The sequence below is a fragment of the Pseudoalteromonas sp. MER144-MNA-CIBAN-0113 genome (genome assembly GCF_040308965.1).
GTDB classification, from domain to species: domain Bacteria; phylum Pseudomonadota; class Gammaproteobacteria; order Enterobacterales; family Alteromonadaceae; genus Pseudoalteromonas; species Pseudoalteromonas tetraodonis.
Genome location: NZ_JBEOOG010000097.1, coordinates 1 through 12081, shown reverse-complemented (window position 1 = coordinate 12081; position 12081 = coordinate 1). Strand labels below are relative to the sequence as shown.

Sequence of the window (12081 nt, the reverse complement as noted above, 5' to 3'; positions counted from 1 at the left end):
TAACATGAGTACTTTTTACAGGCAAAGCCTATTTGATGATAACCACCTACTGAAGTAGGTGGTTTAGGGGCTGAAAATAAAAAAACGAGCACACAGTGCTCGCTTATATGATTGCTTTTTAAGTAAAAATTTACTTCATTTTGCTGTCTAGCTCTTCAATTTTTGCTTTCCAAATAGCAGGGCCTTGGGTGTGAGCATTTGCTCCTTCACTGTCTACGGCAACTGTTACTGGCATATCTTCTACTTCAAATTCGTAGATAGCTTCCATACCTAAATCTTCAAAGGCAACAACACGTGCTTTTTTAATTGCTTTAGATACTAAGTATGCCGCACCACCTACCGCCATCAAATACACTGACTGGTGCTTTTTAATAGACTCAACCGTTGCTGGGCCTCGTTCAGCTTTACCAATCATACCTACGATGCCGGTTTTTTCTAACATCATGTCGGTAAATTTATCCATACGAGTTGCCGTTGTAGGACCCGCTGGGCCTACTGCTTCATCGCCTACTGCATCCACAGGGCCAACGTAGTAAATAAACTTGTTATCAAAATCAACACCTTCAGGTAAACCTTCCCCTGAGTTGATCATATCCTGAAGACGTTTATGAGCAGCATCTCGACCCGTTAAAATAGTACCTGAGAGTAAAACGGTTTCACCCATTTTCCATTCTTTAGTGTCTTCTTTAGTAAGAGTATCTAAATTAACACGGCGTGTGCCCTCACCCACTTCGAAAGTCACTTCTGGCCAATCTTCTAATTTAGGTGCTTTTAAATTCGCAGGGCCTGAACCATCAAGCGTAAAGTGTACGTGGCGGGTCGCTGCACAATTTGGGATCATAACCACAGGCTTTGAAGCCGCGTGAGTAGGCGCCGTTTTAATTTTAACATCAACAACCGTAGTTAAGCCGCCAAGGCCTTGAGCACCAATGCCTAACTTATTCGCACGATCAAAAATTTCTAAACGCAGTTTTTCTTCTGTTGTTTCTGCACCGCGCTCAATAAGCTCATGAATATCAACCGGATCCATTAATGACTCTTTGGCCATTACCGCTGCTTTTTCTGCCGTGCCACCAATACCTATGCCTAGCATGCCTGGTGGACACCAACCCGCACCCATTGTTGGTAGCGTTTTTTCTACCCACTCAGCCACATCGTCAGATGGGTTTAACATCACCATTTTACTTTTGTTTTCTGAGCCGCCGCCCTTAGCAGCGACCATCACTTCGACTTTATCGCCTGCAACTAAGTCAATGTGAACCACTGATGGCGTATTATCTTTAGTGTTTTTACGTGTTCCCGCAGGGTCGGCAACAATCGATGCACGTAAAGGGTTATCTGGATTTAAGTACGCACGACGCGTTCCCTCATCAACCATTTGTTGTACGGTTAAGTCGGTTTTATCCCAATTAACATCCATCCCTACTTTTACGAAACAAGTGATGATCCCGGTATCTTGACACAGTGGGCGCTTACCTTCTGCCGACATACGCGAGTTAATTAAAATTTGCGCAATCGCATCTTTAGCGGCTTTACTTTGTTCTTTGTTATACGCTTTCTCTAGTGCTTGAACAAAATCAAGAGGATGGTAAAACGAGATGTATTGCAAGGCATCTTCAATGCTATCAATAAAGTCTTGCTGACGAATTGTACTCATAGTGGTTCCTTAAGTTGTTGTTACTCACGCAGCACGTAAGCGATATCAAACCCGTGACGGTGGTTCGAACTGTTTTCAACTACAGCGCTCACTAAACGCTGCCAAATAAATTTGACTTATGATACCCTCCCAGCCCGTTTGGAGCCAGTTCTTATAGAGGTAGTAAATGCTAAACAATAAAAAAAATTGTGTTGAATTAGCCATATCACAAAATTGTATTGAGGTATTTTCGCATTTTGCTCATTTGCCTTACGCCATTTTATTAGATTCGGGTGATAGTGATCACATAAACAGTCGTTTTGACATTATTGCGATTGACCCCCAGAGCACCCTTGAAGTCGAAAATAATCAAAGCGTTTTTAATAACCAGCCAAACATAAAAAGCTGCTTTGAAATAATGAATAATGAACTGGCAAAGTTAGACAGCACTAAAGCTGCCAACAACTTACCTTTTAATGGTGGCTGGCTGGGTTATTTTGGCTATGACTTAGGCCGTACTATAGAGCAACTACCAAGCAGCGCTTTACACGACATAAATTTACCGCAAATGGCGGTTGGACTTTACCTCGATGCACTGATTTACGATAAGCAACTGCGTAAGTGGTTTTATGTTTCGCAGCCCAATGTAGACCGCCTTTGGCTATATCAGCAATATTTAGCGCAACCACCTAAACATGAAAGCTTTTCGCTTACATCACCGTGGCAGTCAAATATGAGTCAGACTAGCTATAGCGAAAACTTTGCCGCGATTGAAGAATACCTAAAAAGTGGTGATTGCTATCAAATTAACTTAGCGCAGCGTTTTAGCGCACATTACCAAGGCTCGCCTTGGAGCGCCTATGTTAAATTAACTCAGGCTAATAAAGCGCCTTTTTCTAGTTTTATTAATCATCCTCAGGGCGCTATTTTGTCAATCTCACCCGAGCGTTTTATTGCAGTACACGACAATAAAGTAGAAACAAAACCCATTAAAGGGACTTTACCTCGCAAAGCAGATGCCCTTGAGGATGCAAAACAAGCGACCTTGCTGGCAAATTCGAGTAAAGACCGCGCCGAAAATGTCATGATAGTGGACCTGCTGCGAAATGATTTAGGAAAAGTCGCTAAACCGGGCTCGGTTATTGTGCCCTCATTATTTGCTATTGAAAGTTTTCCGGCGGTACACCATTTAGTGAGTACGGTCACCTCAACCCTTGATGAGGGTAAAACAGCGGTTGATCAACTGGAAGCTGCGTTTCCTGGTGGTTCAATTACAGGCGCACCAAAAGTCCGTGCCATGGAAATAATAGAAGAACTAGAGCCACATAGACGTAGCATTTATTGTGGCTCTATTGGTTACATTAGTGGCTGCGGCAATATGGACACCAGTATTACTATTCGAACTTTAGTCACACATCAACAACAAATATATTGTTGGGCTGGGGGTGGTATTGTTGCTGATTCAAAAGTCGAATTGGAATATCAAGAAACTTACGATAAAGTAAATAAAATACTTCCTATATTAAATGAAGGTCGCTTTGAATAGTGAAACCATTTCGGCTCGTTTTCAATTAAACCGCAGTTTAGCCGTGGATCAGCTCAAAGATAATAAAAAAAAGCGCGCCAGTGCGGTGATGCTACCTTTGATTGATATAGATAACGAAGCACATGTTTTATTGTGTAAGCGGCCAACCTATTTACATCACCACCCTGGGGAGATTTGTTTACCGGGTGGTAAATTTGAAATTAATGATGTTAACCTGCGCACCACGGCACTGCGTGAATTACATGAGGAGCTAAACATTCCCCCGCATAATGTTCAAGTTTTAGGTCAGCTGCCGGAATACTCTACCCTTACTGGATTTACTATACGTCCTTTTGTGGGGTTAATTAAAAAAGAAACGGTATGGGAGAACGATCATAACGAAGTACAAGCCAGCTTTTTACTCTCTATAAAAGCGCTGAATAACGCGGCTAACTGGCAACCTTTGCCATTTGAACGAGGTGGAAAAATCATTACCTTAAATGGCTTTATCACTCCTCACGGGCTTTTGTGGGGTGCCACAGCCAGCATTATTAAAAACTTTACAAAACAACTCGCCATACCAGTTTAAATCTTTGCTAATAAGGGTTACACACCTGCATTTCCACGTTATTATAGTTGACCGTTCAAAGAACAGCTTAATGCTGAGAAAACTAAGTAGAGACACACATTATGATCAGTGCATTTGACATGTTTAGCATTGGTATTGGCCCCTCATCGTCACATACCGTCGGCCCAATGCGTGCATCACGCTTATTTGTTAATGACCTAGATGAGCAACAACTATTAGCAAATGTAACCGATGTAAAAGTAGAGCTTTACGGCTCACTGGGGCAAACAGGTGTTGGTCATGGTTCGGGAAAAGCAGTGATCCTTGGCCTAGCCGGTTATGACCCTGAAACCATTGATGCCGATTTAGTGGACGATATTTTAGCAAAAATAGAAAATGAGCAGGTTATTTATCTAAACCAAACTCATAAAGCTAAATTCCCTAAACAAGGCGCTATTGTTTTTCATCGTAGAAAAACACTCCCTAAACATTCCAACGCAATGGAAATTATTGCCTATAACAATGGCGAAAAAGTATATAGCAAAGTTTACTACTCTATTGGTGGCGGGTTTATTGTTACAGATGAAGAGTTTGAAAAAGAAAAACAAGCGGCCTTAGATATTCGCGAAGAAAACCCTGCCCCGTTCCCGTTTGGAACGGCTAAAGAATTACTCGAAATGTGTAAAGAGTCGGGTTACAGCGTATCAACGTTAATGATGAAAAACGAAAAAACCTTACGCAGTGAAGAAGCCATAAAAGATGAATTATTTAATATTTGGCAAGTAATGAAAGCCTGTATTGAACGTGGTATGCGTACCGAAGGTATTTTACCTGGTGGTTTGAAAGTAAAACGCCGTGCACCAAGCTTATATTTAAAGCTCAATGTAGAAGTGAGTAACGATCCACTTCGTGCTATGGATTGGGTTGATTTATTCGCATTAGCAGTGAATGAAGAAAATGCAGCAGGCGGTCGTGTGGTTACTGCACCAACAAATGGTGCAGCTGGTATCCTACCAGCCGTATTAATGTACTATCATACTTTTATCAAAGAAGTTGATCGCGACATTGCTACTCGGTATTTATTAACCGCGGCCGCTATTGGTATTTTATACAAAAAAAATGCCTCTATCTCAGGTGCTGAAGTGGGTTGCCAAGGTGAAGTTGGTGTTGCCTGTTCAATGGCTGCTGGTGCGCTGACTGAAATTGTTGGTGGTAACGTGGTACACGTAGAAAATGCCGCTGAAATTGGCATGGAACATAACTTAGGATTGACCTGCGATCCAGTGGGCGGCTTAGTGCAGGTACCTTGTATTGAGCGTAATGCAATGGGCGCTATTAAAGCAATTAATGCTTCTCGTCTTGCTATTCGCGGTAGTGGAGAACAAAAAGTATCGCTTGATAAAGTAATTAAAACCATGCTCGATACCGGTAACGATATGAAAACAAAATACAAAGAAACCGCTCGCGGTGGATTAGCTGTTAACATTATCGAGTGTTAATTAACCTGAACTCTGGTTAATAGATTTACTAACATATTGAATCAAAATGATATTTATGTTTATTTTCTCTAGCTAGAGATTTTTAGTGAAAACAAGGCGAAATTACGCGTCAATAGCTAGCCTATTGCAAGTAAATTCAACGCAGTTAGCGCTGAAAATAGCTGCTTGAGATGGATTTATTATCCACAGTTCAGGTTAATTACATAGCACAAAAAAAGCCGCTTAGTTGCAAAACTAAGCGGCTTTTCATTGCTGTTTATGGCGGTTACTTAACCGGCAATTCAATATCAGCAAATAACTTATCAACATCTTCTTGATTACGCAGTAAACTCGCACGCTCTACTCGCTCTTTAGTTAAATGCGGTGCAAAACGTTCGATAAAGTCATACATGTAGGTGCGTAAAAAACTGCCCTTTCTAAAGCCAATTTTAGTCGTGCTCGCCTCAAATAAATGGCTAGCATCAATGCATACTAAGTCGCTGTCGTTTACCTGATCAATTGCCATAGATGCAACCACACCCACACCTAGCCCTAAACGCACATACGTTTTAATGACATCGGCATCGGTGGCAGTAAATACAATATGTGGCTCTAATCCGTAAGCATTAAATGCTTTGTCGAGCTCCGAACGACCTGTAAAGCCAAATACGTAAGTAATGAGTGGGTATTGGGCTATATCAGCCACTGTTAAATTATCCACTTTTTTCGCAAGGGGATGATCTTTAGCAACCACAATACTACGATTCCAATGGTAGCAAGGCAGCATTACTAAATCTGAATATAAATGAAGCGCTTCTGTGGCAATGGCAAAGTCAGCATCACCGCGAGCGGCTGCATCCGATATTTGCTGTGGTGTACCTTGGTGCATATGCAGTGATACCGCAGGGTATTTTTGAGTAAAGCCTTTAATTACACTCGGTAACGCATACCGTGCTTGTGTATGCGTGGTAGCAATATTAAGTTTGCCTTGATCCGGTAAAGTATGTTCATTCGCCACCGCTTTAATACCCTCAACTTTTGAGAGTATTTCGCGTGATATGTTAATGATTTCCTCGCCAGCGCCTGTAACATGAGTTAAATGCTTACCACTGCGGCCAAAAATTTGTACACCGAGCTCATCTTCTAACATACGTACTTGCTTAGAAATACCAGGCTGGGAGGTAAATAAACTCTCAGCCGTAGCTGAAACATTTAATTTATGATTTTGAACTTCTACGATATATCTAAGTTGTTGTAATTTCATGGCTATGTAGTTTCGTTATAATTCACATTGACAGATAAAAGCGCACCCTAACTATAGGTAGCTATATAAAAGGCTGATTAATGTTACATAATATAACAATTAATTTGTTGAAATTTCAGGTTAACACAATAAATAAACTTGAGATAGCAATGATTATCAGCAATCGAAACATAACATATTAAGATTTAAACGCTTTATGGTGACGCTTTTTTCAGTTAATCTGAGCAAAGTTTCCCACCTTTTATATATTTAATGTAAGATTAGATAATAAGGTTAAGAATTTGAGAATTATAACATGATAGTTTCCATTATAATTGTATTAATTGTTGCACTTATAGTCATTGCACTATGGGTTAGTGCTGTTCAGCAACACAAAGAAAAACAAGAAGCTGAACGACGCAAAGAGTTAACAAAACAAAAAGCAATCATTGAAGAAACCGAAGAAGCATTAATGAATAGCGCCAACATTCCACTTTCAGAGGCAACTCAGCGAATATTACAACGACGAATTCATGATGCGCTCAGTCAAATGGTGTCTATTTCAAGCGGAGGTAGTGGACTAAAAAACCGCTTAAAAGAAGCAAAAGAGCGACTACAAAACCCAATTCAAGACGGTTCAGATGGCTTTGTATTACCAGGCAACGACAAACAACTGATATCGCTGATACAAGGTATTAAAAAGTTACGCACTATTATTCGTTCTGAGCATAATAAAGGCAAAGTAGACAGCCAGGTATTTATTGCAGAAGACAAACGCCTTGAAAAGCTACAACTAAGAATCAACATTGAAAGCCAAATAAAACGAGGGTTATCAGCGCAAACAGCTGGAATGATAGGCTCTGCTAGGCAGTACTTTGAAAAAGCAGCTGCCACACTTAACAGTGTTTCATTTAATGACGATTACATTACGGCAAAACGAGCTGAAGTTGAAGGCTACCTTGAAACGATAAGTAATGAACTCAAGGCATCAAATGCTACATCATTGAAGAAAAAGAACGAACAAGAGCAAGATGATTTAGACGTATTATTTGCACCTAAAAAGAAATGGTAACTCCTTTCTAAATAAAAAAGCCCATGCAGTTGCATGGGCTTTTTTTTGAATAGGATTTTGCCCCACTTTGTGTTTACATACTAAGACATATACGTATTCTAACAAGCTGCCTGCATTAAGATAAAAATGCGAACTTAACAATAAACAAGGCAGTTAAAATCCAAACACTAATGCTTACCTGATCTTTTTTGCCACACAGCACTTTTACTGCCGTATAAGAAATAAAACCAAGTGCAATACCGTGTGCAATTGAGAAAGTCAGCGGTGTCATTAATAATACAACACTCACCGGAATTGCATCAGTCATGTCGTCCCAATTTACAAACTTTAAGTTTTGTAGCATCAATACAGATACATATAAAATAGCTCCCGCGGTTGCGTATGCAGGCACCATTTGAGCTAAAGGCGCAAAAAACATCATCAGTAAAAAGCAGCAACCCACAACCACAGCGGTCAAACCCGTTCGACCACCAACAGATACACCTGCAACAGACTCAATGTATGACGTGGTTGTTGAAGTACCGAGCATTGCACCTGCAATAGTTGCTGTGCTGTCGGCGCTTAATGCACGACCTAAACGCGGCATATTACCGTTTTTATCTGCTAAACCAGCCTTCTGAGTTACCGCAACTAACGTGCCTGAGGTATCAAACAAATCAACGAATAAAAACGCAAAAATAACACTCAACATCGACAGTTCAAACGCGGCACTAAAGTCCAGTTGCATAAAGGTCGGCATGATAGAAGGTGGCATAGCAATAACACCATGATACTCCACTAACCCCATAGACACAGCAATCGCGGTGACTAGTAAAATACTAATCAGTACGCCACTTTTAAAATCGCGATAAAGCAGTGCAGCAATAACAAAAAAGCTGAAAATAGCCAATAAAGGACCTGGCGAGGTAATATCACCCAACTGCACCAGTGTTGCAGGACTTGATACAATAATACCGGCACTTTTAAGTGCGATGAGAGCTAAAAATGCGCCAATACCCGTTGCTATTGCTTGCTTGAGCACCAGAGGGATTGCATTAATAATCCACTCTCGCACCTTAAACAAGCTTAAAATTAAAAATATACACCCTGACATAAATACCGCACCCAACGCAGCTTGCCAGCTATAACCCATACCTAATACAACGCCATAGGTAAAAAATGCATTTAATCCCATACCCGGTGCCAGTGCCAATGGATAATTGGCCCACAAACCCATAATAAAACACCCTATTGCAGCTGCAATACAGGTGGCAACAAAGGCAGCACCTTGGTCCATACCGGCTTCAGCAAGCATAGCTGGGTTAACGAATACGATATAAACCATCGTAATAAATGTAGTCATACCGGCAATACATTCACGGCGAACCGAAGAATCATTTGCACGGATTTTGAATAAGGCTTCGAGCATAATAAACTTGTGGTTGTAAAAAGTGGCGAGATTTTAGCATAAAAATAACTTTTTACAGGACATTTTACCTTGCTATATACTAAACTAGCTAAGTGATTAAAATAACAAACGAAGTAGCATGATCAAAACGACACCAAGTGGCCAAGACTTAGAGCAACAATTAGACAACATTCTTTCTTTTGTAACGCAACCAAGCGATGCAAATCTCCCTGCGAGCTCTAAAAACACCGATCAAGACATATTAAATAAAGCCCTTTATTACCTTAAAAATGAACAAGGCGCCTTAGCCGCAAAATGGATGCGTTTGGCAGCAATGGCAGGAAATTATCGCGCGCAGTTTTATTTAGGGCTGTTTTTTATAAAAGGACAAGGTGTGCCGCAAAGTGTATTTCATGGTGCTGCGTGGCTTAGCTTAGCCGGTAGTCAAGGCTATGAACCCGCCATAGAAGCAATGAGCGATATACGAAAACATATTAGTACCAAACGACTTAAAGATGCTCAATGCTACGCAGCCAGCCTGTATGAACAAATTCATCAGTTACAATTCTCACATTTGATCCCCTCTAGTAGCGAAAAATAATTTCACTGCGCAGCAACTCATTTCATCTGTAAATTAATTAAGCGTTTATAGCCAAAGCAAGCACGCTTAATTAATTTAAACTACTGTATACCCCCTGTTCATCTGTATTTATTTGCTCCCAGCCTTAAAATTAATTCTGTGGGGATTAATTTCCAATAAAAATTAAACCTTTGTTATATATAGATTATTTGTATATTTATAATAACTGTCGCGTTTTAAGATGAATAACTGTACAAAAAAATAGCAAAAAACACTTGCACCAAACAACTGTATAAACTACTGTATGAATGTACTGTATAAAAACCCAGTGAGTGAGAAGATTATGTTACAGCCAATTACCCTAAGAACAGTTAAAAGCTATCAACAAGATGACCAATCAGATTGTGTTAACGTTGTACAAATTGAAGATGAAATTTCAGCAACGTTTGAGTTATTAAAAGTATTACACCAATACAACAGCCTAAACGCATGGACACTGTTAATAGCACCCGATAACGTACCGAGCAAAGCGCTACTTGATTCATGCTCAATTGATACCAGTAAATTGCTGGTTATTCGTCAAAAGCATTTAGTTAATTTAGAGTATGTTTTAAGTTCTGCACTTCACAATGGAAATTTTGCCGCGGTGATCACCTGGACTGACATAATAAATAACCAACAACTGTCGCAGTTATCATTAAACTTGAGCCATACGCGCACTAAGTTGTATTGCTTTAGCAAAAAAAGCGCTCACCCTGAGATTTCACTTACGCAATAAGCTTGATAAACTAGCGTTTTAATACACAGTACATTTATCATGACTTCTAACGCCCTATTATGTTTTTGTAGCAGTCAGCAACCTTATGCTGATTGCTGCGAGCCTTTTCATTTAAAAACCAAACAGCCACACACACCAGAGCAACTTATGCGTGCACGCTACAGTGCTTATGCTGTTAAAAACGCGGTTTTTGTTCGTGAAAGTTATGCAAAAGAAAAACAAGCTGAAAATTCAATTTCAGAAATTAAAGATTTTGCAAATAGTTGCCGTTTTATAAACTTAACCGTATTAGACTCTGGTTATAATGATGAAACAGGATTTGTTACATTTAAAGCTCACTACTTTTATCAAGATTTATATTGCCAGTTAGCAGAAAATTCAAGGTTTATTAAAGAAGATGGACAATGGCGATACCTTGATGGTGAGATTACACCGGTTGCCGATATTAAAGTAAAACGCAATGATACGTGCCCTTGCGGCAGTAATAAAAAGTATAAAAAGTGTCATAGTGTTTAAATAACAGCTACAAAAAATGGGCCACAAGGCCCATTTTCAAAAACTACACTAAACGCAAATTAGCGTTTTATTCGCCATCATCTTCATCGAAATCTTGACGCTGTGCAGGTCTTGCTAAAATCTCTAAGTAAAAAGAAGTTAAACCTTGCTTTTCAATTTCACTGATGTGATTGTTAATTTCAGCAACGTGAACCACTTGGGCTTCTTCAGCCGTGTTGCCAAACTTACAATCGAATGCCCAGTAGTCGGCATCAACAGGTAAAGTTTTATTACGTTCTCTTTTCAAATATTTTTTCACTTCATGCTTTGCAGCATCAACCATACGAGGGTATTTGATTTTCTCATGATTCAGCGTGAATGTTTTCTTCATTACGTTCCTAATTACCTTGGTTTAATGATAATGGCATTTAATGTCATACCATTTGCGCCATTATAGCAATTGCATTTAAATTTTGGATGCTTTTTTTATATTAAATCAGTTATTAAAATAAAGCACCTATAAAACCAATAGTTACTTACTACTATAAACACAGTTTATTACAATCAAATGGCATGTATAAAGCAGCAATTGAACACATATAATTAGGCACTAAACAAATGTAATGGCTGGTAGATAGCTTCATTTTGTAAATCATCATAAAATGCCACCGCATCCATTTGAGGGTTTGATAACTCGGTGTTGGTATTTTTAATTCGTCGACGTACCGCTAATTCACAGTTATCCATTACGTTAAGCGGAATGTGGTTTTTATCATCACGAATATTAAATGGCTCAGGCTTTAAGCACTGAGTTAACTTTATATCACTCATCCCTACAGCGCTTCCCATTTTTGCTAAAAGCTCTGTGTTATTTTTACCAATTAACATATTAAAGGTATCTGGCGCTAGTGGCTGCTTTGGACCTGCGCCAAATTGTTTACGCAGAGCATCTTCATCGGCATGATAATGCTTAGTGTCACTTTTGGGTAGGTGGAATTCACTAAAATCGAGTGCATCGTGAGAGAGCATTGCTAATAAAAGTGCAAACTCGCCTCGGCGGTTTTCGTGCACACTTTCGTTAAGCCTCGTTTTTAACTGGCTCTCCGTGATTAACAAATCACCAAACTGCATAGACTTTAGCCTATTTAACTAATTAATAAGTATTTATCGGCTAAATTTGAATTTTCTTTAGCTTTTTTCTTTACTTAAATAAGAAGTTTGCTATTATCTGCCGCGTTGCATTGGAGGGGTTCCCGAGCGGCCAAAGGGATCAGACTGTAAATCTGACGGCTCAGCCTTCGCTGGTTCGAATCCAGCTC

The 12081-nt window shown here is 39.7% G+C and carries 12 protein-coding genes; 7 read left to right on the top strand and 5 right to left on the bottom strand.

What is annotated here, in order from left to right:
* Positions 1-130: 130 nt before the first annotated feature.
* Positions 131-1657: a fumarate hydratase gene (locus tag AAEY57_RS17500; RefSeq protein ID WP_350608374.1), complete on the bottom strand. Its 1527-nt coding sequence runs from the start codon at positions 1655-1657 to the stop codon at positions 131-133.
* 166 nt (positions 1658-1823) lie between these two features.
* Here AAEY57_RS17500 and pabB point away from each other — a divergent pair, with 166 nt between their 5' ends.
* The 3 genes from pabB (at position 1824) to AAEY57_RS17485 (ending at position 5228) form a co-directional block, all read left to right on the top strand.
* Positions 1824-3182 carry an aminodeoxychorismate synthase component I gene (gene pabB, locus AAEY57_RS17495; protein WP_350608373.1) on the top strand — a complete coding sequence of 453 codons (1359 nt, stop codon included), beginning with the start codon at positions 1824-1826 and terminating at the stop codon, positions 3180-3182.
* Positions 3175-3750 carry an NUDIX hydrolase gene (locus AAEY57_RS17490; RefSeq protein WP_350608372.1) on the top strand — a complete coding sequence of 192 codons (576 nt, stop codon included), beginning with the start codon at positions 3175-3177 and terminating at the stop codon, positions 3748-3750. Before pabB ends, AAEY57_RS17490 begins: the two co-directional genes overlap by 8 nt.
* A 101-nt stretch (positions 3751-3851) precedes the next feature.
* Positions 3852-5228 (top strand): L-serine ammonia-lyase, encoded by a 1377-nt coding sequence (locus AAEY57_RS17485; RefSeq protein WP_054201138.1) that lies wholly within the window; start codon positions 3852-3854, stop codon positions 5226-5228.
* A gap of 265 nt (positions 5229-5493) precedes the next feature.
* Here AAEY57_RS17485 and cysB read toward each other — a convergent pair whose 3' ends face one another.
* Entirely contained in the window at positions 5494-6471 is a 978-nt protein-coding gene (cysB, locus tag AAEY57_RS17480) for an HTH-type transcriptional regulator CysB (protein WP_008466190.1), read from the bottom strand.
* A 295-nt stretch (positions 6472-6766) separates the two neighbouring features.
* Between cysB and AAEY57_RS17475 the strand changes: the two genes are divergently transcribed.
* The gene (locus AAEY57_RS17475) at positions 6767-7522 is read left to right on the top strand and encodes a hypothetical protein (protein WP_013465225.1); all 756 of its coding nucleotides are present in this window, start codon (positions 6767-6769) and stop codon (positions 7520-7522) included.
* Between the two features lie 115 nt (positions 7523-7637).
* Here the strand turns inward: AAEY57_RS17475 and AAEY57_RS17470 are convergent, their stop codons facing one another.
* Positions 7638-8930: an NCS2 family permease gene (locus AAEY57_RS17470; protein ID WP_008113045.1), complete on the bottom strand. Its 1293-nt coding sequence runs from the start codon at positions 8928-8930 to the stop codon at positions 7638-7640.
* Between the two features lie 118 nt (positions 8931-9048).
* Here AAEY57_RS17470 and AAEY57_RS17465 point away from each other — a divergent pair, with 118 nt between their 5' ends.
* From AAEY57_RS17465 to AAEY57_RS17455, 3 genes are all read left to right on the top strand, one after another.
* Positions 9049-9510: an SEL1-like repeat protein gene (locus AAEY57_RS17465; protein WP_036954326.1), complete on the top strand. Its 462-nt coding sequence runs from the start codon at positions 9049-9051 to the stop codon at positions 9508-9510.
* Between the two features lie 322 nt (positions 9511-9832).
* Positions 9833-10267, top strand: coding sequence for a SulA-like leucine-rich domain-containing protein (locus tag AAEY57_RS17460; RefSeq protein ID WP_024601139.1), 435 nt, complete (start codon positions 9833-9835; stop codon positions 10265-10267).
* Between the two features lie 39 nt (positions 10268-10306).
* Entirely contained in the window at positions 10307-10783 is a 477-nt protein-coding gene (locus AAEY57_RS17455; RefSeq protein ID WP_036954321.1) for a YchJ family protein, read from the top strand.
* 67 nt (positions 10784-10850) lie between these two features.
* Here the strand turns inward: AAEY57_RS17455 and AAEY57_RS17450 are convergent, their stop codons facing one another.
* Together AAEY57_RS17450 and AAEY57_RS17445 are read right to left on the bottom strand one after the other, a co-directional pair.
* Positions 10851-11153, bottom strand: a complete 303-nt coding sequence (locus AAEY57_RS17450) for a DUF6172 family protein (protein WP_008113037.1) — start codon at positions 11151-11153, stop codon at positions 10851-10853.
* A gap of 212 nt (positions 11154-11365) precedes the next feature.
* The gene (locus tag AAEY57_RS17445; protein ID WP_350608371.1) at positions 11366-11893 is read right to left on the bottom strand and encodes a VC2046/SO_2500 family protein; all 528 of its coding nucleotides are present in this window, start codon (positions 11891-11893) and stop codon (positions 11366-11368) included.
* Positions 11894-12081 lie beyond the last annotated feature (188 nt).

What these genes read in the sequence shown, in the direction of transcription:
- AAEY57_RS17500 (WP_350608374.1), bottom strand. Translation starts at nt 1,657, where the DNA reads ATGAGTACAATTCGTCAGCAAGACTTTATTGATAGCATTGAAGATGCC.
- pabB (WP_350608373.1), top strand. Translation starts at nt 1,824, where the DNA reads ATGCTAAACAATAAAAAAAATTGTGTTGAATTAGCCATATCACAAAAT.
- AAEY57_RS17485 (WP_054201138.1), top strand. Translation starts at nt 3,852, where the DNA reads ATGATCAGTGCATTTGACATGTTTAGCATTGGTATTGGCCCCTCATCG.
- cysB (WP_008466190.1), bottom strand. Translation starts at nt 6,471, where the DNA reads ATGAAATTACAACAACTTAGATATATCGTAGAAGTTCAAAATCATAAA.
- AAEY57_RS17475 (WP_013465225.1), top strand. Translation starts at nt 6,767, where the DNA reads ATGATAGTTTCCATTATAATTGTATTAATTGTTGCACTTATAGTCATT.
- AAEY57_RS17470 (WP_008113045.1), bottom strand. Translation starts at nt 8,930, where the DNA reads ATGCTCGAAGCCTTATTCAAAATCCGTGCAAATGATTCTTCGGTTCGC.
- AAEY57_RS17465 (WP_036954326.1), top strand. Translation starts at nt 9,049, where the DNA reads ATGATCAAAACGACACCAAGTGGCCAAGACTTAGAGCAACAATTAGAC.
- AAEY57_RS17460 (WP_024601139.1), top strand. Translation starts at nt 9,833, where the DNA reads ATGTTACAGCCAATTACCCTAAGAACAGTTAAAAGCTATCAACAAGAT.
- AAEY57_RS17455 (WP_036954321.1), top strand. Translation starts at nt 10,307, where the DNA reads ATGACTTCTAACGCCCTATTATGTTTTTGTAGCAGTCAGCAACCTTAT.
- AAEY57_RS17450 (WP_008113037.1), bottom strand. Translation starts at nt 11,153, where the DNA reads ATGAAGAAAACATTCACGCTGAATCATGAGAAAATCAAATACCCTCGT.
- AAEY57_RS17445 (WP_350608371.1), bottom strand. Translation starts at nt 11,893, where the DNA reads ATGCAGTTTGGTGATTTGTTAATCACGGAGAGCCAGTTAAAAACGAGG.